Source organism: Amycolatopsis sp. NPDC114503, from assembly GCF_055633655.1.
In genome coordinates, this window is the sequence record NZ_JBVKDT010000001.1 from 506,929 (window position 1) to 530,575 (window position 23,647).

Annotated in this window: 22 protein-coding genes and 1 pseudogene; 6 read left to right on the forward strand and 17 right to left on the reverse strand. The window is 68.9% G+C overall.

The annotated features are described in order from the left end of the window. The first annotated feature begins 35 nt into the window (after positions 1-35). Positions 36-680: a TetR/AcrR family transcriptional regulator gene (locus ACZ7OI_RS02535; RefSeq protein WP_470262460.1), complete on the forward strand. Its 645-nt coding sequence runs from the start codon at positions 36-38 to the stop codon at positions 678-680. Here the strand turns inward: ACZ7OI_RS02535 and ACZ7OI_RS02540 are convergent. Beyond that, positions 659-1,186, reverse strand: a pseudogene (locus ACZ7OI_RS02540) (GntR family transcriptional regulator); the annotation flags it as partial. The gene ACZ7OI_RS02535 and the pseudogene ACZ7OI_RS02540 sit on opposite strands and share 22 nt — an antisense overlap. A 143-nt stretch (positions 1,187-1,329) precedes the next feature. Further along, entirely contained in the window at positions 1,330-1,665 is a 336-nt protein-coding gene (locus ACZ7OI_RS02545; RefSeq protein WP_470262461.1) for a hypothetical protein, read from the reverse strand. Between ACZ7OI_RS02545 and ACZ7OI_RS02550 the strand changes: the two genes are divergently transcribed. Continuing rightward, positions 1,664-1,993: a hypothetical protein gene (locus ACZ7OI_RS02550; RefSeq protein WP_470262462.1), complete on the forward strand. Its 330-nt coding sequence runs from the start codon at positions 1,664-1,666 to the stop codon at positions 1,991-1,993. The genes ACZ7OI_RS02545 and ACZ7OI_RS02550 overlap by 2 nt on opposite strands. Positions 1,994-2,083: 90 nt before the next feature. Here ACZ7OI_RS02550 and ACZ7OI_RS02555 read toward each other — a convergent pair whose 3' ends face one another. After that, positions 2,084-3,178: an alpha/beta hydrolase family protein gene (locus tag ACZ7OI_RS02555; RefSeq protein WP_470262463.1), complete on the reverse strand. Its 1,095-nt coding sequence runs from the start codon at positions 3,176-3,178 to the stop codon at positions 2,084-2,086. Between the two features lie 88 nt (positions 3,179-3,266). After that, a complete protein-coding gene (locus ACZ7OI_RS02560) occupies positions 3,267-4,109 on the reverse strand; it encodes an LLM class flavin-dependent oxidoreductase (protein WP_470262464.1) in 843 nt (280 codons plus the stop codon). Between the two features lie 55 nt (positions 4,110-4,164). Here ACZ7OI_RS02560 and ACZ7OI_RS02565 point away from each other — a divergent pair, with 55 nt between their 5' ends. Next, positions 4,165-4,641, forward strand: coding sequence for a MarR family winged helix-turn-helix transcriptional regulator (locus tag ACZ7OI_RS02565; RefSeq protein ID WP_470262465.1), 477 nt, complete (start codon positions 4,165-4,167; stop codon positions 4,639-4,641). 41 nt (positions 4,642-4,682) lie between these two features. Continuing rightward, positions 4,683-5,723, forward strand: coding sequence for an ankyrin repeat domain-containing protein (locus tag ACZ7OI_RS02570; protein WP_470262466.1), 1,041 nt, complete (start codon positions 4,683-4,685; stop codon positions 5,721-5,723). Here the strand turns inward: ACZ7OI_RS02570 and ACZ7OI_RS02575 are convergent. Continuing rightward, on the reverse strand, positions 5,720-6,352 hold the full coding sequence (locus ACZ7OI_RS02575; RefSeq protein ID WP_470262467.1) for a TetR/AcrR family transcriptional regulator: 633 nt from the start codon (positions 6,350-6,352) through the stop codon (positions 5,720-5,722). The genes ACZ7OI_RS02570 and ACZ7OI_RS02575 overlap by 4 nt on opposite strands. A 72-nt stretch (positions 6,353-6,424) precedes the next feature. On the opposite strand from ACZ7OI_RS02575, the gene ACZ7OI_RS02580 reads away from it, so the two are divergent. After that, entirely contained in the window at positions 6,425-6,865 is a 441-nt protein-coding gene (locus ACZ7OI_RS02580) for an ester cyclase (protein WP_470262468.1), read from the forward strand. A 21-nt stretch (positions 6,866-6,886) separates the two neighbouring features. Here the strand turns inward: ACZ7OI_RS02580 and ACZ7OI_RS02585 are convergent, their stop codons facing one another. The 6 genes from ACZ7OI_RS02585 to ACZ7OI_RS02610 all read right to left on the reverse strand — a co-directional run bounded on the left by ACZ7OI_RS02585 (position 6,887) and on the right by ACZ7OI_RS02610 (position 13,701). Beyond that, positions 6,887-7,534, reverse strand: coding sequence for a hypothetical protein (locus ACZ7OI_RS02585; RefSeq protein WP_470262469.1), 648 nt, complete (start codon positions 7,532-7,534; stop codon positions 6,887-6,889). A gap of 2,290 nt (positions 7,535-9,824) precedes the next feature. After that, positions 9,825-9,983 (reverse strand): hypothetical protein, encoded by a 159-nt coding sequence (locus ACZ7OI_RS02590; RefSeq protein ID WP_470262470.1) that lies wholly within the window; start codon positions 9,981-9,983, stop codon positions 9,825-9,827. 90 nt (positions 9,984-10,073) lie between these two features. Further along, entirely contained in the window at positions 10,074-10,436 is a 363-nt protein-coding gene (locus tag ACZ7OI_RS02595) for a hypothetical protein (protein WP_470262471.1), read from the reverse strand. An 895-nt stretch (positions 10,437-11,331) separates the two neighbouring features. Beyond that, entirely contained in the window at positions 11,332-12,912 is a 1,581-nt protein-coding gene (locus tag ACZ7OI_RS02600; protein ID WP_470262472.1) for a DNA cytosine methyltransferase, read from the reverse strand. Then, positions 12,909-13,349, reverse strand: coding sequence for a hypothetical protein (locus ACZ7OI_RS02605; RefSeq protein WP_470262473.1), 441 nt, complete (start codon positions 13,347-13,349; stop codon positions 12,909-12,911). The genes ACZ7OI_RS02600 and ACZ7OI_RS02605 overlap by 4 nt, the downstream gene beginning before the upstream one ends. Before the next feature lie 127 nt (positions 13,350-13,476). Then, positions 13,477-13,701 (reverse strand): hypothetical protein, encoded by a 225-nt coding sequence (locus ACZ7OI_RS02610; RefSeq protein ID WP_470262474.1) that lies wholly within the window; start codon positions 13,699-13,701, stop codon positions 13,477-13,479. 371 nt (positions 13,702-14,072) lie between these two features. On the opposite strand from ACZ7OI_RS02610, the gene ACZ7OI_RS02615 reads away from it, so the two are divergent. Then, positions 14,073-14,492: a hypothetical protein gene (locus tag ACZ7OI_RS02615; protein ID WP_470262475.1), complete on the forward strand. Its 420-nt coding sequence runs from the start codon at positions 14,073-14,075 to the stop codon at positions 14,490-14,492. Positions 14,493-14,499: 7 nt separating this feature from the next. Here ACZ7OI_RS02615 and mobF read toward each other — a convergent pair whose 3' ends face one another. The 6 genes from mobF to ACZ7OI_RS02645 all read right to left on the reverse strand — a co-directional run bounded on the left by mobF (position 14,500) and on the right by ACZ7OI_RS02645 (position 23,634). Further along, complete coding sequence (gene mobF, locus ACZ7OI_RS02620; RefSeq protein ID WP_470262476.1) at positions 14,500-18,936, reverse strand: MobF family relaxase; 4,437 nt, start codon at positions 18,934-18,936, stop codon at positions 14,500-14,502. Positions 18,937-19,156: 220 nt separating this feature from the next. After that, entirely contained in the window at positions 19,157-20,074 is a 918-nt protein-coding gene (locus ACZ7OI_RS02625) for a DUF2637 domain-containing protein (protein WP_470262477.1), read from the reverse strand. Continuing rightward, positions 20,071-22,416 carry a hypothetical protein gene (locus ACZ7OI_RS02630; RefSeq protein ID WP_470262478.1) on the reverse strand — a complete coding sequence of 782 codons (2,346 nt, stop codon included), beginning with the start codon at positions 22,414-22,416 and terminating at the stop codon, positions 20,071-20,073. Before ACZ7OI_RS02630 ends, ACZ7OI_RS02625 begins: the two co-directional genes overlap by 4 nt. Further along, entirely contained in the window at positions 22,413-23,168 is a 756-nt protein-coding gene (locus ACZ7OI_RS02635) for a hypothetical protein (protein WP_470262479.1), read from the reverse strand. Before ACZ7OI_RS02635 ends, ACZ7OI_RS02630 begins: the two co-directional genes overlap by 4 nt. Further along, a complete protein-coding gene (locus tag ACZ7OI_RS02640; RefSeq protein ID WP_470262480.1) occupies positions 23,165-23,428 on the reverse strand; it encodes a hypothetical protein in 264 nt (87 codons plus the stop codon). The genes ACZ7OI_RS02635 and ACZ7OI_RS02640 overlap by 4 nt, the downstream gene beginning before the upstream one ends. Further along, the gene (locus tag ACZ7OI_RS02645; RefSeq protein WP_470262481.1) at positions 23,425-23,634 is read right to left on the reverse strand and encodes a hypothetical protein; all 210 of its coding nucleotides are present in this window, start codon (positions 23,632-23,634) and stop codon (positions 23,425-23,427) included. Before ACZ7OI_RS02645 ends, ACZ7OI_RS02640 begins: the two co-directional genes overlap by 4 nt. Between the last annotated feature and the right edge of the window lie 13 nt (positions 23,635-23,647).

Here is a 23,647-nt window from a genome sequence, read left to right on the forward strand (position 1 = left end):
TTATCCGGGTTCGAGTTCCGGCTAGGCTGACGCCCGTGTCAGGACTGCGCGAGCGCAAACGCCGCCGCACGAGGGAAACGATCGCCTCGGCGGCACTGCGGCTGTTCCGGGAATCCGGCTTCGACGGGGTCTCGGTAGCCGACATCGCCGCGGAGGCTGAGATCTCGAAGCCGACGCTGTTCGCGTACTTCCCGACGAAGGAAGACCTGGTCATCCACCAGTTCGCCGACGAGAACGGCCCCGCGGAGCTCGTCCGCGCCCGGGCAGCCGGGGAATCCGCGCTGTCCGCGCTGGAGAGGTCTTTCCTGGCGCGACTGGCCGACCACGACCCGCTGACCGGCCTGAACGACTCGCCGGACGCGATCACGTCCCACACCCTGCTGTACTCCACGCCGGCGCTACTGGCTCGGCTTGCCACGTACCTGCTGGAGAAGGAGCAGGAGCTGGTGGAGGAACTGCAGGCCTCGTGCGGTGTTGAGGACGAGTTCACCGCGCGATTGGTGGCGGCGCAGATTTTCGGCGCGCAGCGGATCTTGGGGTTCCACAATGCGCGGGAGATCCGCGGTGGTCGGAGCGCTGAGGAGACGTACCCGGACGCGGTCGCGCGAGCGGAGGCGGCTTACCGGGTGTTGCGGGAGGGGCTGTCTTCGGTGCTGGGTCAGTCCGCGGGCCATTCGTAGGACAGGCGGTATCGATCGGCGGCAAGGACTATGTCGTTGGCCTCCAGCGGTAGGCCGTCCTCGCCGCTGACGACTCGAGTCACCGTCAGGACGGGCGTTCCTTCGGAGAGGTGCAGAAGCGCCGCCTCGTCCGGGGTCGGCATCCGTGCGCTGACGTGTTCAACGAACGATCCGAGCGGATGACCAGCCTCTTCGAGCCGCGTGTACGTTCCGCCGAGACCGGCGTCGGCCTCCTCGATCGCCGTGCCACGCGTCAGCTCGCGCGAGAGACGTGACACCGAGAGCTGAACCGGCTGCCCATCCGCTCGCATGACCCGATCTCGCACCGTGATTTCGGCTCCTTCGTCCAGTGCGAGATGCTCCGCCACATGGGCATCCGCCTGTTCGAACCGGACTTCCACGGACACGGACGGAACGAACCCGCTGGCCTCGGCGTCCGCGAGAAACGCGGCCCGGTTCTCCGCACGGGCCGCGCGCGACAGTCTGGCCCGGGAGCTGCGCCGGATGTTGCCGGCGGACTGGACGAAATCGGCCATGCACCCATCTTCGCCTCGACACCCGCCGCACGAAAAGGGCCAGGCCCCCGCGAGGCCTGGCCCTACTTCCGCATCCAACGCCGGATCAGCGGCTCACCTTGCGTTGAGCCAGCTCAGTTCTGGTCCGGATTGTCGATCGGCGCGCCGTTGTACCCAGTCCCCTGGTCCTGCGCGGCCGGCGGGTCAACCGGAACCCCGTCGTACCCCGTGCCCTGGTCCTGCGCCGTCGGCGGGTCGATCGGAACCCCGTTGTATCCCGTGCCCTGTTCCTGCGGGTCCGGAGTGTTCTCGTCCTTGGGCGGAGTCGTGTGCATCTTGAGACCGTCCTTCGCGCAACGGACCTCGTGCGTGCCCTCCGCGCCGGTGTCGGTCAGGCACTTCCAGCCCTGGACGGTCATCATGTAGTTGACCCCGACCGCCTTGTCGATATTGTCGAAGTATTCGGTCATGACATTGAATGCCTCAGTGCAGCCAACGGTACCGGCCTTGGTCGCGTCCGCGATCAAAGAAACCTTGCGCGGCCCGACAGTTCCGCCGTGTTCACTGCAATTAACGTCCTCAGAGCTGGCCCCGCCACCGCCGCTGCCGCCCTTTTTCACCGGCGTATTCGGCTGCTGGGCCTGGCTCTTCGCCGCGACGTTGACCGGGGCGGATTGGTTGCTCGCCGGGGCTGCCGAATTCTGGCCAGAGCACGCGGAAAGCAGCGCGACCGCGCCGAGTGCAGCTGCGACGGTGGCCATTTTGACAGTCTTCATGAGCATTTCAATTCTCCCCTGACCCGCTCTTGGCTTTCCCTTTGCCTATAGAGACGCACACCGCCGGAGGGGGTTGCGAAGAAATTCCGCCGGACTTCCCCAGCAGAGAGTCTCAGCCCCAAAAGCGCACTTCAGGAAACCGCGGCGACGGCCCGTCCAGCAGTCGCTGGTGCCACCCGCGCAGGTGCTCGTCGAGGAACGCGGTCAGATACGCCTCGCCGACCCGGATCCCCCGCAACGGATCGATCTCCACCCCCGGCAACTTCGCCCCGGCCTGCTGGAACAGCAGCAGCTCATCGGTGAACATGCTGTGGTCGCCACCGTCGACGGTGATCCATCGCTTCCACCCGGTCATCTCGCGCCACGCCGCGTCCCACGACGGATCGACCGTCCCGCCCGGCTGATGCACCGGAGCCCCGAACTGCAGAAACGGCCGATCCAGCCCGGTCACCGGGTAGTAATACATGCCGTCCAGCATCGCTCCGGCGCGGATTCGCCGGTCGGCCAGCATCGCCGGCGCCGTGCTGGCTCCGCCGATCGAATGCCCGATCATCGCGATCCGCCGCGCGTCGATCAGCTGTCCGCCGCCCCACACCGGATGCGGTCCGACGAACCGATCGAGCACGAACGACACGTCCGCCGCCCGGGTGGTGACGAGCTTTTTCCAGTCCTTGATGGCACATGCCACGCATTGCGTCGTGTGCCCGTCCGGGAAGGCGGTCGCGATCGCCTCGTAGTTGTGCCCGATCCCCGCCACGACATACCCGCGACTGGCCAGCTCCTCCGCCAGCGACGACAACGTCGCGCGCGGCAACGTGAACCCGGGCGAGAGCACCACCAACGGCATCCGCCGATACTGCGGCAGAGCGTCCACAGTGGAATGGATCCGCACCTTCGTCAGCAGATCCTTGGGCAGTGACTTATCGCCCGTCTCCTCGACCATCAGATCCGATTCCCGCTGCGTGAGGTACTGCGTGGCCCGCCATCCCGGATACTGCGCCGGGTACCACAGCGTGACCATCATTTCCCGCCGCTGCGAAGGAACCCACGGGTCCGCGCGGGAAGTGTCGGTGAAGTGAAAGCTGGCAGTCCCGACCGGACTGATCCCGCCAGGCCGCGGCAACGCCAATCTCGGCTCCGCCTGCGCGGTCCCCGCCCCGACGACGACAAGCATCGCCGCGATGATCGCTATTACGCGTAGTCTCATGACTTCAGCTTGGAGCCGCCCGGTACCGGGAACATCGGTGAAGTACCGGATGAGGCCCCGATGTCGAAGTCATCTTCCTGGACGATGCTCAGCCGACGACGTCCGCCAGGCGAGCGATTTCGTCCACGTCGTCAGTCACCGGTACGAAAATCAACTCGTCCACGCCCAGCTCAGCGAAGTCCGCGGTGGACTTCTTCACCATCTCCGCAGACGCGCAGGGCACCACGCTCTCCGCGACTTCCTTCGGAGCCAACCGATAGAAGTCCCGCACATTCGCCAACCCAGCGTCGACGTCTCCCAAAACGAAGTAAGCCAACGAAACCAGCCGAGGCACCCCAGCCCGGCCACCCTCGGTCCAGGCGCGCTTCGCCGCCGCGAACCGAGGCGCGCTGGCCGCCACCGAGCCCGAACCGGCGATATAACCCGTCCCCCACCGCACCATCCGCTGCAACGCCTGCTCGGTGTAGCCACCGAACAACATCGGCACCTGCCGAGTCCCGCTCGGCACCGCCGCGTTCTCCCCGACCGGCTTGCCACTCCACACGTCGCGGTAAATCTCCAGGTCAGCATCGAATCGCGCACCCCGGCCACGCGCCCCAAGCCCAGGCACGGTGAATTCCTCCTCCCGAAGCCCCACGCCGACCCCGAACGTCAACCGGTGCCCGGAAACGCCGTCGATGCTCGCGATTTCCTTGGCCAGCAACGCAGCCGGCCACGTCGGGGCAAGCAACACACCGCTGAGCAGCCCGATCCGCTCCGTCGCTCCAGCCGCGGCCGCCAGCGAAACCGTGTCGCTCACCCCCGGATACGCGTATCTGCCGATCGTCGCCAACGAAGAAAAGCCCGCCTCCTCGGCCCGCGCCGCCCACCGCGGCACCACCGTGGGGTCGACGTCGCGCACTTGATTCGGAAGTCCCATGCCGATCCGCACCAGATGATCCTCTCGAGCTGTTGCATGACTCAGCGCTGAATGACAGCATGCTGTCATGTCCGACAAACTAGCAATACGACAGCATGCTGTCAAGAAGGCCTGCGACGCCTACAACGACCTGATGGACGAGGTCATCCGGCTTTCCGACGTCCTGGAAACAGTCGGCAACGGCATCGCCCGCCCGACAGGCCTGAGCGTCGCGCGGTACCAAGTCCTGGCCGCGGTCGAAGCGGAAGCCGCCCCGGTCGGAACCATCGCCACGCAGTTGGGCCACACGAGGCAAAGCGTCCAGCGAGTCGCCGACCTGCTGGTCGACGATGATCTGGCTCGCTACCGCCCGAACCCCGCGCACCAACGCGCCAAACTGCTCGAAGTCACCCCGAACGGCCGCGCCGCTTTGCACCGAATGCAAGCGGCGTACGAAGATCTGGCCCTGCGCACCACCGACGGCCTAGACCTGGAACGCCTGGAGCTGGCTCGGCAGACGCTCATCGAACTGCAACATCGGCTGAAGTCCGAACTTCCTTCCTGATCACTAAGCTGGCGTCGCCGGATGCCGAGGAGAAACCCGCGATGCGCAAGCGAAAAACACTGCCGAAGAACTTCAGCGAAATGCTGACGTCCGCGTCGCTCACCGATCTCCAAGCCGTGTTCGAACGCACCGAACTGGACGCCCGCGGCGACTACGGCAAGCAAACGGCGATCGGATACCTGGACTGCCCGGACGAACTCGTCGTCTGGCTGGCCGGCCAAGGCCTCGACGTCGATGCGCCCAACCAGTACGACGAAACTCCACTGTGGACTCGGGCCGCGAGAGGCAGAGCAGCACAGATCCCGCTGTTGCTCTCCCTAGGTGCTGACCTTGAACGGCCGTCCGCCCGCAGAGGCACCCCGTTGCACGGCGCCGTCAGCAACCAGCAGCCGACAACGGTGCGAGTATTGCTCGAACATGGTGCGAACATCGAGCCGGGCTCCGACCTTCTCCTGACCGGTTTGCGGCGCACCTCGAACATCGGCATCCCCAGCATGGCCGAAACTGCCGCCCTCCTCCTCGACGCTGGCGCGGCCGTGACCGGCAAGGCTCGAGAGCAAGTACGCCGGATCGGTGCCGACTTCGAGTTCCACCGCACGGGTTTCAATCCCGATTACCTCGAAGAGACCGACGCCGGGCTGAGCAAGTTGTACCGCTTGTTCGACGTCGAACCGGTCCCGCCGCGGCTGATCCACGACGGCACTTCCCCGATCACGGTGCCCGACGGCACCTGGCAGAAGCAGCACCACCAGCTGTGGGAGCTGCTCGTACCGTCCTCCGGTGCCGCGGAAACCGTGCAGGGAGAAGCGATCCGCTTGTCCGGAAAGCTCGCTCGCGAGATCCTCGACAACGGCAGCGTGAACTGGGATCGCGACTTCCGCGCGATGACCGACGCACTCCCCGGCTACTTCGCGTCCGGCACCCCGCTGCCCGAGCTTCAGGAAGCACAGACCCTCGCCAAGCGCATCCGCTCCGGCAACGGCGATGACGAAGAACTGGCGAGGCTGTCCGAACTCGCCGTCGCGTGGGTCCGGCTCAACCCGACCCCCTTTCCGTTGCCTTCGCCCGAATACGGCCGCTAACCGGACAGCGCCGCGCCCAGCTGATTGGCCAGCCACCGCTCATACGCCGCCGGTTCCCAACCGCAACGTTGGACAAGCCGGTCGTACACCTCGGGCGCGGTCAGGGTCCAGACCGCGTCGACAGCTTCGTCGAATTCACGCGACGCCAGTTGCCCGCGTTCAGCGATGCCGCGCAGGCTGTGCGTGTTGCCGTTCCTGCGTTCGGAATCGATGGTCGCCACGAACGCTTCCAACACCGGATCGCCGCCGGGACCATGTGCGACCAGCACCCCGAGCAGAGGCCCGACCCGGTCGTAGATCGCCCGGGTCCAGGCGGCGTAGGCGGCCGCATAGGACGGCACATCAGCCGCGTCGGCCACTCGGCGAAACTCGGGACGCTCGCTCATCGGCGTCCGTTCCTCGTCGCCGGCGAGCATGACGTCATACACCGCCTTGATGACCTCGGCCTTTCCGCCGACTGAGTTGTAGACCGTCTGCGGACTGACCCCGGCCGCCCCGGCGAGTCCGGTGATCGTCATTCCCGCATAGCCTCCGCCGCCAAGCAGCAGGCCACGCGCCGTCCGCACGATGTGCGCGCGCGTGGCCTGGGCTTTCTCCTCCCGCTGCGGGGCGCTGTACTGCCTTGCCACGACCCTTCCAATCAGCTAGATTCTCATTCCACTGGATTCTACTTCCAGTCAAGTTCCGAGAGGAGCGTAGCCGTGAACAACCCCGCACGCACCGCCGCCCTGGCCGTGTTCGACGCGATCAACACCGGAGAACTGGCAATCCTGGACACCCTGGTCACCAAGGACTTCGTCGACCATGGGTCTCCGTTCCCCCTCCCGCCCGGCCCCGCGGGCTACCGGCAGATTCTCACCTTCGTGCACCAGGTGCTGAGGATCAGATACACCGTCGACGACATCTTCGACACCGACCAGCGCGTCGTCGTCCGCGCGACCGCCACCGGAACCGGCGTCGACGCCATCCACGGCCAGGGCACCGAAGGCAAGCCATACCGGATGACCACTGTGCACATCTACCGCACGGAAGGACTTTTGCTCGCCGAACACTGGGGTGTCCGAGACGAACTCGGCGCACGCATCCAACTCGGCGCCCTTCCCGCACCCGACGCGACCGCCTTCGCTCCCCAAGACGCCTGAGCGACTGTGCGGCAGCCTTGATCAGGCTGGCTCCTTTTCGGACAGTCCAAGCGAAAGGCTGCGCACCATCCGATACCTCCGGAGCCCGCTGCCACGCACTCCAGGAAATTCCTGCACCTTCCGCCACTCGTCAGACACTCCGACCGTGCCTCGACCGGATCGCGCCAACGCGTCGCGATGCGACTGTTCGTCGGTCCACTCCGCATAGTTGAGCACTCGGGTCCCGTCGGTGCTGGCATGGAAATGCCCGGATATCCCGCCCGGGGCAGGCATTTCTTCACTGCCCAATGCGCCGAACACGGTGTCGATCCAACGTCGCTGCCGCTGCGCATCAGCACCGTCGAACTCAACACTCACCACGACAATGCATCCCGGAACCGCGGAGTTGTCCCGATTTCCGCTGCGGTACAACCGATATCGCACCGGATCAGCTCCGGAAACCCGACGCACGAAGCCGGGGTCAGCTGTTTCCTCCGCCCACTGGGTGTAGACCAGCGACGAATCCCCATCAGTGCTGGCCAACGCATTGAACGAAACCAGCCCAGCAGGCCATGCTTCTTTTTCCAGCCGGGCAAGCACTTCGGTCGCCTCGACGGTCGTCTCGGCAACCAGCACCACATCGACGTCCGTGCGCGCGAAGTCAGGCCGCACAACCTGCTTGATACTCATGAATGTCCCTTCGAGATCACTGCTGACTCTCGAAGGATGAAACTTCAAGAAGAGTTGAAGTCAAGCCAGCAGCCGCCGCCCTCGATCGCGGGCAAGCTCTTCCGGCCGACACACCGGAGGCGAAACAGGCCGAGTCCGGGATCGCACTGCAGAACCTGACCGCCGCCCCCGCCAAAGCGAAAACCTATGCGGGACAATCGGTCTACGACGCCTGCGCCGTCATGAACCCGTTCCTGATGCAGCAAGCGGGATTCGTGCTCGGCCCGAACAGCGCCCTAATGCAGCACAAGTTCACCGGCGACGACGGCTTGCCCGCTCCCAGCACTGCCTACCAATCGACGGGTCCCAGCATCGGGCCGGAGCCTGCGTCGATGTGCTTGCTGACCGGCAAGGACGAAACGTACAAATCTTCTGGGGCGGAGACCAGTACTTGGCCACGCTGGCCATGCACGCCGGCACCTCCGAGGACGGGCCAGGTCTCACCGAGAAGCCGGAAGACGCGCTCAAGTTCTTGATCGACCAGGTCGCGGCCAAGCTGGCGGCCGGACCCGATCAAACCGGGCTGTCCCACTTCCGCTTCGGACCGCCCTGGAACGTGCCGAACGCCGAACCCGGCGAGCACGGCAAAGGCCCTTGGCAGTACGTATGGAGCAACTGCTTCCGCACAAACCACGCCGACGCCGGCGACAAGGCCGAACAGGACGGTTTGACGGTGCGCGTCGAGACGTACGAAAACCTGGACGGCGCGACGTACGCCAACCCCGCGACCTGTCACCCACGCGTCGCCGGCCGCCCGCGCTCAACCAGGTGTTCGAGTAAGCCGTCTTCAAGATCATCGACCGGGTGGAACAGATTCCCTGACGCACGAATCCCCGCTCGGCCTCGGCCGAACGGGGATTGCGGTGGACCTGAGGGGAATCGAACCCCTGACCCCCGCCTTGCAAAAGTAGTGGTCCGTCCACTCTCGGAAGTACTGCGCTGGTCAGAGTGAAGGGGCCAGTGCCTGCAGTGGCTGGATTGGATGCTGCCGACGAGCGTTCGCACCCATCGTGGCCCCCATTGAACAAGACACTGCCGCGTGCCTGCTCTCCCGCTTCGGTCAGCGGCCCGACCGGGGAGCCTGGCCGCTGACCGACACGCCTAAACGGCTGACGCGACCGCGGTGGCGAATGAGACGCAGGTTGCCGAGACTGACAGAGCGAGCGGGAGGTAGTCTCGCCAGCCCGGACGGAAGACCAGCGGCCGCAGGCGCTGGAGGTCACCCCAGGTGGTCGGCTGCGTGGCCGCAGCGTGGCGGCGTCGCAGGTTGTACCCCGTCATGATCGAGGCCCCCAGGGACAGTCCAAACATCAGCAGGAAAAGGATAAGCATGCTGTGCTCCGTTCATTCGAGGTAAGAGTTGTTCCCCCTCACCTCTTGATCGGGCCTCGCATGCTGCGCGACAGGCGTGTCGTTCGACCTCCGGCCTGCCCCGTCAATCCGCCCGGCTGGGCTCAGGCTTGCTGACGTGGTCGAGCACGCCGGAATCGCAGACGAGACGCCAGGCGTCCGCGACGTTCTCCTCCCGGGCCTGCATCTCGACTTCCCTTACATCCGCATCAAGTTGGCATGCCCCTCGTCCACAGGTCGAATGTACTCCGCGCGACACGCCGAAAAACCTTTCTCCCGCGACACGCCGGACGAATTACATCGATGTAGTCCCCAGGTTGCGCACAGCGCTGACCTGCTGGTACACGAAAATCCGAGGTCCCGTCCCCATACATGTGGGCAACTCGGGGGGCAATATGCGCAGGAGGAGCCGCTTGTCCACAGGTTGTCCACATTCTGGTCCACATGCGGATTTGCCATCGAGCTTCCGGGGGATCCAACATGTCGCCCAGGCGTTCGAAGGGCCACAAGCTCCGAAGCGCTCGACAACCGTTGTGGCGTAGCCGGCTGCGCCACATCACGTTCGCCTCGAACCCGAGGCTTCCCGTTCGGGAGATCCGCTGTGTGTGACCGGGCTAAACGACGGAGTAAGCGCCGAACCAGGGGTAAGGGCCCTGGCCGGCGCCGCTCCGTCGAACTCCAAGCGCAGTACCTGAAGCTGATGATCGCGCTGATCCCATTGATCATCCCGATCACGCAGCACTACTTGCGCTAGCAGCAGAGCCCGCCGGGTGGAGCCGCAGAGCGGCTTCACCCGGTCAGGGTGGTCGTTCAGGCCGAATCCGGCAACATCCGAAAGTTAACGATCACGCCCTTGATGGCGGCACTGTTCCGAGAACAGCCAGGACAAACCCCGCATCAGTTACGCCGCTTCGCCCAGGATCGCCGCGTAGATCTCGCTCGGCGGACGGTTCGCGAGGTAGTCGAAGCACGGCGCGCACGGAACTCCGCCGCCGCCGGGCGGGTTCTTGCCGCACCGGTAGCAGGTGTCCTCTTCGGTCGCTTGCTGGTCGTCAGCCATTCCGCCCCCTCCGCTCTCGTCGCCGGGCTGCGGCGAGGCTAATCCGCCCGCATGCCGGAGTCGCGGCGCCAGAAGCGTGGTGTCGGTCGCTCACGCGCGCGGCCGGTACCGCTGCGGCTTCGGCTCGAGCCCCATCTCCTGCAAGAGAGCGAGCGCGCGGTCCCGCTCGGGAGCGACCTCCGCCGTGCTGGCCGACGCGCGGATCAGGTCGGCCAGCGCCATGCCAGGCATCCGGTCGAGCTTGTCGAGCCATCGCGCCATGTCCTGCGCCCAGGGACCGTGGAACGTGACGAGCAGTTCGCCGTCGGTGCCGCGCATCACTGGTGCCGGGCCGGTGTCGTCGACGTGCCAGAACGGCACCCGCACCGCCTGGGCGTGCACCGCGGAGGCGTGCTCCCGGATCCGCTTCGCGACCTCGACGCGCTTCAGCTTCTTCTCGTGCTGGGTGACCATGACGTGCCCCTCAAGACAGAGCCGGGCGGATGCTTCCCCCACCCGCCCGGCATACCCGCACAGTAGAACACATGTTCGAGTACGGGCAAGCGTTGAGGCGGTCCGCGCGACGGCCCGCGGGGGTCGTCGAGAACTCGAACCTTGAAGCCCAGAGGGCAGCGCGCAGACTTCTGACCAGGCGTTTTGTCAGAAAATAAAAAAACACGCCCGAACCTCTTGCAAGAGACGGGCGTGCAGGTATATTCTGGCCGGTGCACCTCTAACTCAATAAGTCAGGGCACCGCCAGACGTTGAAACTCGCACTTTTAACGTACACCTCCCCCGGGGCAATCTGTCAACAGGTTTCACCCGGTAGACGCTGGTAGGACGGGTGATCCCGCCCACGGTGCCCTTCGTTCCGACACGGAAGGCATTGCATGGACTTCGACCCCACGGACGCCAGCACGCCCACTTCTGCAGAGGCCAGTCGCTTCGTGCCCGCCGACCGCGAGCACGCGGAACTACTCCGTCGCCGCTCGCGGCCCGGACGACCGATCCCCAGCCCATCGAGTCGCCCGGTACCCGCGCGCCCAGCAACACCGAACACTCGGGGACGCACGAGGACCGGGACCGTCCATCTCCTCACCGCTGACGGGCTGACAGCGTGCGGTACCGGCCTGAACAGCTGGGACCCTAGTTCGATCCGACCGACCAAGCATGCGGTGACGTGCAAGCGTTGTGCCGACGGACTCCCCCTCGCCGGCCAGCTCATGCTGTTCTGATACGCGCGCCCGGGTCGGCGGTGATCTCCCGTCGACACGCGGGGTCGATGCCTGTCATTGTCCCCGTTGAGTAGCGATCCGGGCGTTCAGGCCTGTGTGCCTGAACGCCCGGATCGCAGCATCAGCGACGCTAGTTAGTTCGCATCGGGCAGCTCCTCGCCGCTGATCGCCTCGACAAGGGCGGAGACGAGGATTTCGGCGGCTGGCGGGGTGACGGCATTGCCGTAGCCGCGGACTTGGTCGCGGCTGGAGCCTTTGACCTGGTAGTCCTTGGCGAATCCCATGCCGGCGGCGATTTCGTGCGGGGCGAGCATCCGGAACGTGCACTGCTCCACGGCGGCGCTGGTGTCGCCGACCAGGGCGTAGCGGTCTTTCGTGGTGAGCGTGCCGACCGGTTCGCTGACCGGCCGGGCCGGGCCGTTGGAGTAGTACGCCAGCAGCATGCTCGTTGCTTTGCCGTCAGGCCGGACGAGGCCGTGGTGGTTGCCTTGCGCGGACACGGTCGGCAGCGGTCCGTGCACGGGGTAGGCGGCGGTTTTGGAGCCTCCGCCGCGCAGCAGGGACACGAACGGCGGGATCACCATCGCGGTTTCGCGGCGGCAGGTCTGGGTTCGCAGCGGCTGCTCGACGCTGGTCGCTGTGTCGACGCCGGCGCGTTTCGCGACCGGCACCACCAGCGGCGGCACCACCAGGGCGTCGGTGTCGCGGGTGGTGCGCGTGGGCATGGGCGCGTCGATGCTGGTCGCGTCCTGCCGCCACGTCCCGCCCGCCGGAGCGAGCAGGGGCCGCGCGTGCCGTCGGAGTCCGGCTTCGATCCGGGCCAGCGTCGCTTCGGCCAGCGGGTCCGGGCGGCCTTTGCCGTCGACGCGTTCCCCGATCCGTTGTCCCGGGTCGAGCGACCAGTCGATGACGGTGCTGGCGGGCAGCACTTCTGGCTTGACCACCCGGTGGCGGCACGAGCTGCGCGGGCACCGGTACACGTACTGGCCGGTCCGGATCCCGTAGCGGCCCATGTCCGTCCCGGCCTTCTTGAACACCTGCACCGCGTTCACGACCTCGTCGCAGCCCGGGCACCAAGCGCGCGGGCGCAGCCACTTGTCCCAGTCCGGGTCCCGGCCGAGTTCGGCCAGCCAGAACGGCATGTAGAAGCGGTCGCGGGACTGCGCGACCCGTCCGGTCCCGGCGGCGGTGACGTGCATCGAGTTCAAGGCGACCAAGCGGGTGCGGTAGCCCAATGCCTCAATCTCGCGACGCCAGCGCACGAACTGGTCCCACTTGCGGACCTGGACCACGTTCTCCACCACTCCGGCGAGGACTGGATGGCCTTTGAGTCGCATGGCCAGCAGGTAGCGCGGCACCTCCTCCATCAACGCGCGGGAGCGGGCGACGCTCGGGTCGGTGGCGACCGGGCCGCGGGCGACGTCGAACAGCACGCCCTGCGTGGAGCGGTCGAAATCGCGTTTCACGCCGCGTGCGTCCGTCCACGGCGGGCACGAGGGCGAGGACCAGAACAGGTCCGCGCGCGGGAACCCGGCGATGTCGGCCTTCGCGATGTCCCCGCAGTAGTGGTCGGCCTTCGGGAAGTTCAACGCGTGCACGTCCACGGCGAGCGGGTTGTGGTTCGCCGCCAGCATCAACTCCACCCCCGCCACCGCGGCCGCGCCCTGGGAACTGCCGCCGAACCCGGCGAACTCGTCGTAGAGAGTGAACGTCATCGCGCGTCCTCGGTGTCCGCGCGGTCGTCAAGGAGCTGCTCGACCCGTGCCACCGCGTCGAGCACCCCGGCGCTGTGGTCGGTGAGCACGGTCGTGCCCTGCTTGTCGGCGACGCACTCGAGCGAGCCGCGCAGGTCTCGCACCAGAGTGAGCAGCTGTTCGCCGGTGACGGTGTGCGTGCGGGCGATGGCGTCGACCAGTGGCATCAGGTGGTCGCGGCCCCATTCCTCGGCGGCCTGGTTACGGCCCTCGTCGTCGGGCGGATAGACGGCGGTTCCGCGCCATCCGCAGCCGCAGCGTGCGCGGTGGCCGGTGAACTCGCGGGTGGCGTGCGTCCAGGTGCCGGTTTCGGTGCCGTCGGGCAGGATCCGGGCTGCGTAGCCTTCGTGGTCGTCGGCGAGTTCATCGGCGTACGGGCCGCAGTAGACGATCCCCATTGGAAAACTCCTTGTGCTGCAAAGAAAGTATCGGCGTGTGGTGCTGGGTCTCAGATGTGCCACTGGTGGCCGCAGTCGAGGCAGGTGGCGAGTCCGGCGAGAACGAAGAAGCTCCAGTGCGCGCAGCTCATGACGCGGCCTGTCCCGGTTCGCAGGCGAACAGTTCTTCCTGTCCCTCGACCGCTCCCCAGCCGGCGAGTTTCGCTTCGGCTCCGGCGGTGCCGGCGGGGCGCTTCCCGCGGCTCTTCGCGGCGCGGGCCTGTCCTTTGAGTTCGCGGAGGTGTTCGACGGGGATGCCGAGTTCGTCGGCGGCGAGTTCTTCTTTGGTCTTCTTGTTTCCCTGTGCTGCCATGGCGATCTCCCGTTGCGAGTGGTGCCGGTTGGCTGTGCCGGGTGGTTTTCTTCGCTGCCCGGAGGGCGGGCGACGGCTGTGCCCGTCGCCCTTATCGGCGCCTCGCGCGGCCCCGGAGGCTCGCGGTCAAGGGATCAGGCCGAAAAGTTTCTGAAGCCACGCGCTTTTTGTGGGTTCGGAAAGTTTTCGGACCCCTTGATCGTGAGGTGGGGCCGTGCTAAGCCGGGCCGCGAAGCGAGAAAACGCTGTCCGCGCTTGCGCGGACCTTGTTCCGCCCGCAGAGGGCGGTGGCAGTGAACTCCTGCAGTCGCAGGCGGGTTGGCCCGTTCGGGCCGCTGTTTTTGTCGGTGCCGCGTGTCACGCTGAGGCGCATGGAGCTGACGGGACAGGATTTCGACCGGATTCCCCGCAGGAACCTGCGCGTGCCCGTGGTCGATTTCGCGCGGTTGTGGTTGACGGCTGAGCGTGCACTGGACGCGGAGCCGACCAGTTGGCGGTATTGCGGCGTGGTCCAGCCGTGCCGGTGGCTGGCGCGGGCGACGGTGCGGCCGACCGACGGCCGCTCGCCGTATGTGGCTCCGGCACCGGTGACGCGACGCTTCGGCGGGGCGATCCCGGAAACGATCGAGGCGGAGGCGCTGGCGGCGGAGAAGCTGCTGGGCCAGTGCCCTGTTCCGGCGTGGCTTGAGGAGCGGCCGGGCTGGCTGCTGTCGATCCACGAGACGTTCGCGTGGGCGTGGCACCGGTCCGGGCAGCCGCCGATCGCGGTCCCGGAACCGGCACGGGGCTGAGGCCCGATCACCGCGCCGCCGCCGCGCCGTCGTCGGCCGCCGCGGCCTCGGCCGCGTCGACGGTGTTGCGGCGGTGCATCTCGTCCGCCTGTGCCTCTTCGGCCGCGCGGGCGGCGTCGGCTGCGGCGCGGGCCTCGACTTCCCGCAGCGCCCGCTGGGCGCGGTCGACTTCGGCGGCGGTCTCGGCCGCCGACGGCACCCGGATCTCGTCGGAGTGTTCGACGGCCGGTTCGGCGGCTGCCACGTCCCGCACGTCGGCCACTGCCGTCTCGGCGGTTTCGGCGGGGTCGTCGACCGTCACGGCGGCGAGGTCTGCCTCGCGTTGCCGTGCGACGTCGGCGAGGTCGTGCTCGGCGGTGACCTCCCGGTAGGCGTCTTCGTCGGTGGTGTGCCGGTGGTGGACGTCGAGCCATTCGTCGGAGGTGACCATCTCCGGCGGCTCCGCGTTCGCGGTGCGTTTGGACAGTTCCTGCCGTGCGCGGTCGGCGGCCGCGCGGGTTTCGGCGGTGTGGGCCAGCCACGTCCCGCGTGCCTGGTCGGCGGTGTCCAGCTCGGCCGCGCGCTGGTCGAGCATGTCGGCGAGGGCGTCAGCCTCGGCGGCTTCGGCCAGCAGGCGTGCCCGGTCCGTGTCGTCGGTAGCGGCGTCGGCTTCGGCGCGGCGCATGGTCGCGTCGCGGCGACGGGCGTCGCGGGCCTGGTAAGTCCCGGCGAGTTCGTTGCCGACGAACTCCGGGCCCCAGACCTCTTCCCGTTCCCAGGCCCGTACGCGCATGAGCAGGCGGCCGTCGGTCATTTCCCGTTCCTCCAGCCCGGATTCGGGCTGTCCGAGCGCGCGCCACGCGGCGCGCCACGACGCGTACGCCTCGGGCTGCCCGGCCTGCGGGGCGCGCCCGAGCGCGGCGGCGTCGTCCTCGTGGCCGGTGAGTTCGCGGTGCGCGGCGACCACGGCGGCGCGGGCGGTCCATTCGCCGCGCGCATCGGTCTCGTCCGGCACCGGTCCGAACGCTTCGAGGGCCCATTGCGGCGGGTTGTCCGCCAGCTGGCGGCCGAGTTCGCTGCGGCGATGGTCGGCGGTGGCGGCCAGCTCGCGCAGGTAGGTCGCGATCTGCGGGTCGTCCACGGTGGGCAGCCAGTCGGCGTAGGAGTCGCCGACCGGGTCCAGGCGGACGGACTTGGTGATCCGGTCGTGGATCACGTTCGACAGTTCGCGGGCCCCGGCGAAGTCCCGGACGGTGACCGCGTCCTCCAGGACCTGGCGCGGGTCGTGCCCGGCCAGTTCCGCCCGCCGCAGCAGGCGGGCCAGCGTCGGGCCGCCGTCCTCGGCGGCGATCCGGGCCCGCTGGTTGTCGGTCAGCTTCTCCTGTTCGGCCAGTTCGTCCAGCCAGCGCGCGGTGCGCCCGGCGGTCGCGAGGTCGGTCGCGTCGGCGAGCAGTTCGGCCGGGGTGCTGATCGCCTCGTTCGCGGCGCGGGCTTCGGTCGCCTCCTGCACGGCTGAGCGTTGCTGCTCGGCATTGTCGAACGCGTCGGACAGCACCGCGGCGGGCGTCTTGCGCACCGCGTCGGCCGCCGCGCCGTCCGGCGCGTCCTTCGGCACCGCGACCGTGGCGACGTGCGCGGTGTTGCCGTGCCGGCCGCGGCTGAGCCCGACGTAGATCGCGCTCGGTCCAGTGGACCCGGTCACCACGGCGTGGCTGGTGTCGACGGTGAGGCCCTGCGCGGAGTTCACTGTGGACGCGTAGCCGAGGGTCAGGTGCTCGTTGACGTAGGAGCCGGGCAACGTGATCCGCTCCCCCAGCACCTCGCCGACGCCGTCCTCGCGGCCCAGCACCCGGGCGACGATCAGGCCGCCGTCCTCGCAGGTGTCCAGGACGCGGTACTGCTTGCGGTTGATCGGCGCCTCGGCGTTGCCCTCGAAACCCGCGAGGTCCCACCGGTTCTTCCGCGCCTGCACCAGATCGCCGACCCCGGCCCAGGTGCCCTGCATCCCCAGTGGCACGCCGTCCTCGGCGACTTTGCCCAGCCGCACGAGTTCGCGACGCAGCTCGGCGGACAGGTGCGCGGCCTGCTCGTTGGTGTCCACGATCAGGATCGAGTGCTTGCCCTCCAGCGTGTCCGCCAGCCACGCCCGCCCGGCGGCGGCCTCGGCCTGCTCGCGGGTTCCGCCGTCGGTGATCCGGCCCCGCTTGTGGTACTCGGCCAGCACCGACTCGTCCCCGTCGCGCAGCCGCAGCGACGCCCCGCGCTCCCACTCCGCGGCGAAGCGGCGGACCTCGGTCAGCTCGTAGGCCGCGCCCGCCGCGGCCATCATGTCCATGCCGCCGCCCGCGCCGACCGCCGCGAGCTGCCGGTGGTCGCCGGTCAGCAGGAGCTTCGCCCCGGCCCGTTCGACGTGGCGGTGGATCGCCGCCAGGGCAGCAGTGTCGGCCATCGCCGACTCGTCCACCACCACCAGGTCCCCCGCGTTCAGCCGCCACTCCTCGTGCTCGGGGTGGGTGCTGCCGGATTCGAGGCGTTCCTGCGCGGTCAGCCACCGCGCGATGTTCCGCGCCGTCAGGCCCTCGCCCGCGAGGACGTCGGTTGCGACCTGGCTGGACGCCAGCCCGACCACGTTCCGGCCGTGCCCGTCCCACAAGTCTTTGTCCTGCCATGCTTTCGCGAGCGCGCCGACCACAAAGGACTTCCCGGTCCCGGCCGGGCCGACCACCGATTCCACGGCCGCGCCGGAGGTCAGCACGCCGCGCACCGCCGCCGCCTGGTCCGCGCCCAGGACCACGCCCGCGTCGGCGAGCGCGGTCACGAATCCGTCCACGTCGGACACGGTCAGGGTCGGCGCCCCGCCCCGGGCCGTGGCCGCGACCAGCGCCCGCTCGGTGCGGACCTGGTCCGGCGTCGCGAACAGCGCGCCCCCGGGAGCCTCAAACGGCGAGCGGCCGTCGGCCAGCTTCCATTCCTCCGGCAGCACCGCCGCGCCCGGCTTGGCCGGAGTCAGCCGCGTCGCCAGCTTCAACCCTTCTTCGGTGAGCGTGTCGAGCAATGCGGCAACCTGGCTCCCGTCGAGGTCACCGAGCTGATCCGGCAGCGCGTTGCTGATCGCGGCGGTCAGGTCCGGCGCGTTCCAGCCCGCTTTCTTCGACTGCACCTCGGCCAGCGCGGTTTTCAGCACCTCGGCCGGAGACCACTCCGCGGCCTCGCGCGGTCCGTGGTCGAGGTCGAGCACCTTCCGCGCCACCCCGGCCAGCCCGTCGGAGACCTCCGCGCGCAGCTCCCGGTCCCAGCGCTCCAGCCGTTGCTCGGTCGTTTCCCCGTCGTGGGACTTGGCCTTGCGGGTGGCCAGCGTCGCCTGCATCTGCAACCGGCTCAGCTCCAGCGAGTTCGGCTCGCGGCCGAACTTCGTCTCGAACGCCTCCACCAAGGTCGCGGTCTTCTTCGTGATCGCTCGGCGGCGCGAGGAGAACAGGTCCATGACTTGCTGGTCGATCCCGACGATCTCGCGGGACTTGCCGTCCGGGCGAGTCGCGAACCGCACCGCCATCGCCCGGGACAGGTGCTCCTCCATCGTGCGCTCGCCGACCGCCGCTGCGGCGCGCTTGAACTTGTAGAGCGCTTTCGAGTCCAGCGTCCGCCACTTCCCGTCCGCACTCTGCACGCGGTTGAGGATCGCGTTGTGGATGTGCAGCTGCGGATCGTGGTCGCGCGAGTCGTGCTGGAAAAAGCTGGCCACGACGAAGTCGTGCGCGTCGACGAACCGGCCCGCCGCGCCGCCGTGGTGCCCGACCCGGCTGTAACCGGCGTGCTCGGACAGGTAGTCCAGCGCCGCGCGGTTGCCCGCCCAGATCGCGTCCTCGACTGCGTCCCGGTGCGCCTTCCACGACCGCGCCGCCGCTGCCGCGTCCTCGTGCTGGCGCGCGAGTTCCGCCGTCTTGCCGCCCGCCGCAGTCGCAGCGGCGACCGCGTCCGCGAGGCGTCCAGCCGTCCGTTCAGCCTTCACCTGCTGCGCCTCGAACGCCGTATGCAGGACGGTCACGGACTTCTGGACGCTGAACGTCGCGTCCAGAAAGGCCACGTTCTGCCGCGCCGCCTTGCTCGCGTCCAACCGCAACTGCTGACGGCGTTCAGGCGTCGCGTGCGGCTCCGCGTCCAACGCCGCCGCGTACAGTTCGTCCTCCGTCGGATATTTCCGGCCGGTGTGGCCGAGAGTGGACGCCTCGCCCCAGCGGGCCGGATCTTTGAACAGCTCGTCGCGCGGGTCCACGAACGACTCGAACACCGCGCGCATGTCCTGCTCGTCCACGAGCCCCGTCAGGCCCAGCGCCGCGGCTCCCGAGCCGTACCAGCGACCCGGCGGCTCCCCCGCCGCGACCGCGTCGGTGTAGTAGTTCTCCCGCCCCTTCGCGACCTCGTCCGTCAGGTACTTCACCGAATAACCGCGCCCGATCGACAGCATCACAACCCCCGAACAAGATCGACAAACCAGCTTTCAAGATCCACAACGGGAGTCGTGTTCCCGCGCGCCCGCCAGGGCGCAGCGCCCCGTCGGATCGTGATGCCGAGGTGTGCATTCCTTCTTTGGTCCTTGGCTTTGTCCTTTGGTGAGTGCGTGCTGGGTGTCTTGGTCTTCGTGAGTGGGTTGTTGGTGACTGATTTCGTGATGAGTGTCGTGGTGATCATGGGTTGGCCTGCTGGGTGCTGTGGTCGGTGATGAGTTGCAGTGAGGCGGGCTGGTTTCGCAGTTCCTGCAGGGCTGTTCCGGCGGTGCCGCGTGAGACATCGGCGAGTTCCATCAGCTGGTCGACCGTGGGCAGGTGCCCGGAGTGGATCTGAAAGCGGCGGGCCTCCGCGCGCGCCCGGTCCTTCTTCGGCGACGACACCGGCACGACTGGACGCTCCGGCTTCACCGGCTCCGGCTCCGCGTCCGCAGGCGGGTCGGGCTGTACGGTGTCGCCCTGCTCGGCTGTACGTCCATCCGCCGCCGCGACACTGGACGCGTCCAGTGCATGCGACTGAACGGGATCGGACTGGACGCCCGGGGATTGAACGGCCGGAGGCTGAACGGACACCGGAGCGGCGCCCGGCACGTCCCGCTCGACGCGCGCCGGGGACGCGGGAGTGTCGGCGAGCGGGCCGTCGGACGCTGCGTCCACCGTCGCGTACGGGCGGTCGGTGGCGAGCATGAACAGCAGGTGCGCGACGATCGCCGCCGCGACCGCGGGCCACGCCCCCACCCCGAACCGCAGCAACCCGTCCGCCGCCGAGGCGGCGCCGGCGGGGCGGGCGACCCCGCCGGCGAGATACACCGCCTGCGCGAGCCCGGACAACCCGGCCGCCAGGATCACCACGCCCCACGCGTACCTGCGCCCGTGCTTGGGCAGGCGCGACGTCGCCGCGTAGGCGACGATCGCGAGCCCGTCGGTGATCAGCGGGTAGATCCACGCGATCTGCCACGGCACCCCGGACGCCACCGCGACCTCGAACAGACCGTGCGCCGTCGCCGCCGCCGCGCCGAGCGCCACCAGCAGACCGGCGACGAACACCGCCGTCGCCGCCCGCTGCGGCCCCGCTGCTGTCGTGTTGTCCGTGCTCATCGTTCGTTCCCGTCGCAGTCCCGGTCGCAGTCCGCGGCCTCGGTGCAGGCGTCGTCGGTGTTCCACCGGGCGCACCGCTCGGCCCGCGCGTCGTCCTCGTTCGAGGACCGGGCGCGGTGCACGGCGGTTTCGGCCTCGGCCAGCGCCTGGTCGCACTCGCGCGCCGTATCGGTCAGGCGCGGCGGTTCCGGTTCGGCGAGCACCTCGTCGATCCGGTCCAGCATCGTGTCCACACCGGACACCGCAGACGCCTGATCCGTTCGCCCGGCCCGAATCCCGCGGCTGGGCGTGACCTGGATGCCGTCCTGCCGACCGACGGCGGTCGCCGCGTGCGCGGTGTTGTCGGCCGTCGTTCCTTGTGCGGCAGCAGGATCGGGGTTTCGCCAGATCGCGTCCGGGTGCGTCACGCTCCAGTCGTCGGCCGAATCGCCGCGGGCGGCGGCCTCCGCCACCTCGGCGTCGATGTCGGCCTGCTCCGCCGCGCGGTCGTCGGCTTCGATCCAGTCCTGCAGTGCGTCGCCCTCGTCGCGGTCGGCTATCCCGCTGACACCCCATGGGTCAGCGGCGGCGGGCGAATCGGCGACGGCTGTGTCCCGCCCCGTGGGGTTTTCCGCTTCCTGGACCGCGATCTGCTCGGGCGAGAGCCCGTTGAGGCGGTCCCGCGCGGCGGTGACGTTGTCCCAGAAGTTCGGGTCGTCGCCGCGTTCCTCTGCGCTGCACGTCGGGCAGTGCTCGACAGGCGTCCGGCAGCCGCTGGTGTGCGCGGTCAGCTCCGCTGCTTGTTCAAGGATCTCCCGGGCCCGCGCGACGCTCAGTGCGTCAGCGGCCTCGCGCCGTCCCCGCTCGTACTCGCTCGCTTCTTCGGCGACTTCGCGTTCGTGTTCGGCGGTCAGGTACTCCCGCGCAGCGGCGGGCAACTGCTCGCGGCTGAGCGAGTGCAGTTCGGCGGGGTCGAGCCCGACGCTGGCGAGCGACTCCTCGGTGACGGGTCCGTCCCCGAGCCGCGCGAGCCGTGCCTGGACGTCCTCGGCGTACGCGCGCTCGCCGTCAAGCAGCGGGACGCGGTCGCCGTAGCCGACGGTCAGGTTCCGGGCGATCCAGCTGTCCGGCTCCGGTTCCCGCTCGGGCACCGGCGACGGCGCGGGCGGGTTGTCCCGCCAGGCCGCGTCGTTGACGTCGGGTTCGCCGACGACCCGGTCGAGCAGGTCGCCGGTCAGCTGGCGCGGGTTCGCGACGACGACAGTGCCCAGGTCGGCGTCGACGAGGATGACGTCGCCCGCCTCGCGGTCGGCCAGGGCCGCGTCCGCGGCGGGCACCTCCGTGTCCCAGAAGTCGGTCCTGCTCGGGTCGTACTCGCGGCAGGTGGCGCACTCCTGCGGCGGAATCGCGCAGGAGGTGATGTGGTCGCGCGCCCGCGCCGCGCGCACCACCACCTCGCGAGCCCGCTGCTCGCTCATCGCGGCGGACCGACCGGCGGATGCCGTCTCGTTGGCCTGTGCCTGTGCCTGTGCGTGGTCGCGGGCGTGCCGGGCGGTCAGGTTCCGCGCGATCCAGCTGTCCGTCTCCGGTTCCCGCTCGGGCACGGTGTCCTCCAGGTCCGCGGCCGCGAAGTTGCCGGCCAGGATGTCGTCGACGCTGTAGTCGGCCAGCCGGGCACGGGCGCTGCCGACTTCGTGGTCCCAGAACCCGCTCGCGTCGAGCAGGTTCTCGCTGCAGGTCGGGCAATTCGCCTCGCCCAGGCTGCAGGTTTCGAGGTGCCGGGTGAGTTCCTCGGCACGGACGACGATGTCGCGGGCCTGTCCTGCCGTCATCGCCCCTGCGTGGTGGTCGGCGGCGATCGGGTCGTCCTGCGGATCGGCGAGTCCGTGCAGTTCCATCTGGTAGCGGGCCTCGGCGTGTTCGTGCGCGTCCTCGGCGTCGAGGTCGAACACCGGCTCCGTCTCGCCGAGGCGCTCGTGCAGGCTCGGCCACGCCATCGCCAGCAGACCCGGTTCCGCGCGGTAGAAGTCCGCTTCGGACACCCCGGTCCGCGCGCATTCCTCCTTTACCGCTTTGCGGTAGGCCGCGAGCCCGGACCGGTGCTCACGGTCCGCCTGTTCCATCGCGAAGCCGCCGACGTCGTCGATCCGTTGCGCGATCTCCGGGCGGATCACCGATCGCCGCCGCGCCCGCTCGCCCGCGATCCGCCGCGCGTCCTGCGGGCTGCGCCCGATGCCGAGCAGGAACTCTTCCTGTCGGCGCGCGATCCGATCGCGGACGACCTGCTGTTCGGCGGGGTCGAGGTAGGGCGAGGCCGCGTCCGTGCGATCGCGGCGTCGGCGGAATCTGTCGAGGATGCTCATCGCCGGACACCTCCGCTGCGGCGGCGCGCGGTCTCGGCGGCGCGCGCCTCGGTCACGAGCTGGTCATCGGGTTCGGGTGCGACGCTGGTGCGGTCTTCGCCCCACCACAGGGAAATCGGGGCGAGCGCGAGCCCTGCCGGGACCGGCGCGGCGGGCAGGTGGCGTTCGCCGCCGTCCTGGTGGGCTTCCAACGAGCAGTTCGCGGTCGCGGACTTGATCCGCTTGACCGCGCCGGGCCGGTAGCGGTCGTGCCAGTCCGCGGCGCGCCCGACGGTGGCGTCCTTGTCGACGTAGGCCGCGAGCCAGGACCGCATCAGGCACACCAGTTCCTCGACCACGTCCGGGTGCCACCACCAGCACTCCGGCAGCGCCGCCGCGGCGTCCGGGTAGCGCAGGAACACCCGTGTCAGCCAGAACGACAGGTCTTCGAGCATCTCCTGCGCGGCTTCGGCCGGATCGCGGCCGGCGTCCTGGCCGTCGGCCAGGTCCAGCCACGACGCCGGGTGCGTCTTCCCGCCGTCGCCGTCGGGGTTTGCTTGCTCGGCAAGAGTTTTGACTACCTTCGCGAGCTTGCTGACCTGCTCCGGCAGCGGCGCGACCTCGTCGTGCAGCGCCTTCAACTGCCCGGGCAACGGCGACACGGCTTCCACCGCCATCCGCAGCGCCTCGACTTCGCGCGCCAGGCCCGCGACCGCGCGCATCGTCTCCTCCGGATCCGGTCCGGCAGCAGAGTTGTTGTCGGTCGAGCTCATCGGGATTCGCCTCCCGTCTCGTTCCGAGGCGCGGCCTGCAGGACGTTCCAGACGACCGTCAACGAGTCGACCGGGCGTGCCACGGCCTCGTGCACGAACTCGGCGGCGGCAACCGGTCGCGTCGCGAGGCGGCGCAGAACGTCCTGGTGCTCGTCATGGCGGCCGCGGGCGTAGCCGCGGGCCCGCGCCTCGCGCTGCAACTGCCGGATCGCGCTGCGCGACAACGTGATCCGGTCCGTTCCGGACTGGTCGCTGTTCATCGGGTCACCTCCACGAGGTCGAAGCGGGTGTGCAGTTCGCGCCAGTCGGCGTGGTGCCGGCCGTCGGCGGTGCAGTAGCAGTCGGTGTGGTTCTCGGGCTGCCAGCGGCGGCCCATCTGGTCGCGCACCACCGGCCGGTCCGCCGGGACGGCGCACGGGGTCGCGGCGAGCCAGACCCGCGGCGCGACAGTGCTGGTGGTGGTCATCGGCCGGACTCCT

Excerpts from the sequence above, each read along its gene's own strand:
- ACZ7OI_RS02550 (WP_470262462.1), top strand. The coding sequence starts at position 1,664 with ATGACATTGAATGCCTCAGTGCAGCCAACGGTACCGGCCTTGGTCGCG.
- ACZ7OI_RS02545 (WP_470262461.1), bottom strand. The coding sequence starts at position 1,665 with ATGACCGAATACTTCGACAATATCGACAAGGCGGTCGGGGTCAACTAC.
- ACZ7OI_RS02555 (WP_470262463.1), bottom strand. The coding sequence starts at position 3,178 with ATGAGACTACGCGTAATAGCGATCATCGCGGCGATGCTTGTCGTCGTC.
- ACZ7OI_RS02565 (WP_470262465.1), top strand. The coding sequence starts at position 4,165 with ATGTCCGACAAACTAGCAATACGACAGCATGCTGTCAAGAAGGCCTGC.
- ACZ7OI_RS02570 (WP_470262466.1), top strand. The coding sequence starts at position 4,683 with ATGCGCAAGCGAAAAACACTGCCGAAGAACTTCAGCGAAATGCTGACG.
- ACZ7OI_RS02585 (WP_470262469.1), bottom strand. The coding sequence starts at position 7,534 with ATGAGTATCAAGCAGGTTGTGCGGCCTGACTTCGCGCGCACGGACGTC.
- ACZ7OI_RS02590 (WP_470262470.1), bottom strand. The coding sequence starts at position 9,983 with ATGGCTGACGACCAGCAAGCGACCGAAGAGGACACCTGCTACCGGTGC.
- ACZ7OI_RS02595 (WP_470262471.1), bottom strand. The coding sequence starts at position 10,436 with ATGGTCACCCAGCACGAGAAGAAGCTGAAGCGCGTCGAGGTCGCGAAG.
- ACZ7OI_RS02600 (WP_470262472.1), bottom strand. The coding sequence starts at position 12,912 with ATGACGTTCACTCTCTACGACGAGTTCGCCGGGTTCGGCGGCAGTTCC.
- ACZ7OI_RS02605 (WP_470262473.1), bottom strand. The coding sequence starts at position 13,349 with ATGGGGATCGTCTACTGCGGCCCGTACGCCGATGAACTCGCCGACGAC.
- ACZ7OI_RS02610 (WP_470262474.1), bottom strand. The coding sequence starts at position 13,701 with ATGGCAGCACAGGGAAACAAGAAGACCAAAGAAGAACTCGCCGCCGAC.
- ACZ7OI_RS02615 (WP_470262475.1), top strand. The coding sequence starts at position 14,073 with ATGGAGCTGACGGGACAGGATTTCGACCGGATTCCCCGCAGGAACCTG.
- mobF (WP_470262476.1), bottom strand. The coding sequence starts at position 18,936 with ATGCTGTCGATCGGGCGCGGTTATTCGGTGAAGTACCTGACGGACGAG.
- ACZ7OI_RS02625 (WP_470262477.1), bottom strand. The coding sequence starts at position 20,074 with ATGAGCACGGACAACACGACAGCAGCGGGGCCGCAGCGGGCGGCGACG.
- ACZ7OI_RS02630 (WP_470262478.1), bottom strand. The coding sequence starts at position 22,416 with ATGAGCATCCTCGACAGATTCCGCCGACGCCGCGATCGCACGGACGCG.
- ACZ7OI_RS02635 (WP_470262479.1), bottom strand. The coding sequence starts at position 23,168 with ATGAGCTCGACCGACAACAACTCTGCTGCCGGACCGGATCCGGAGGAG.
- ACZ7OI_RS02640 (WP_470262480.1), bottom strand. The coding sequence starts at position 23,428 with ATGAACAGCGACCAGTCCGGAACGGACCGGATCACGTTGTCGCGCAGC.
- ACZ7OI_RS02645 (WP_470262481.1), bottom strand. The coding sequence starts at position 23,634 with ATGACCACCACCAGCACTGTCGCGCCGCGGGTCTGGCTCGCCGCGACC.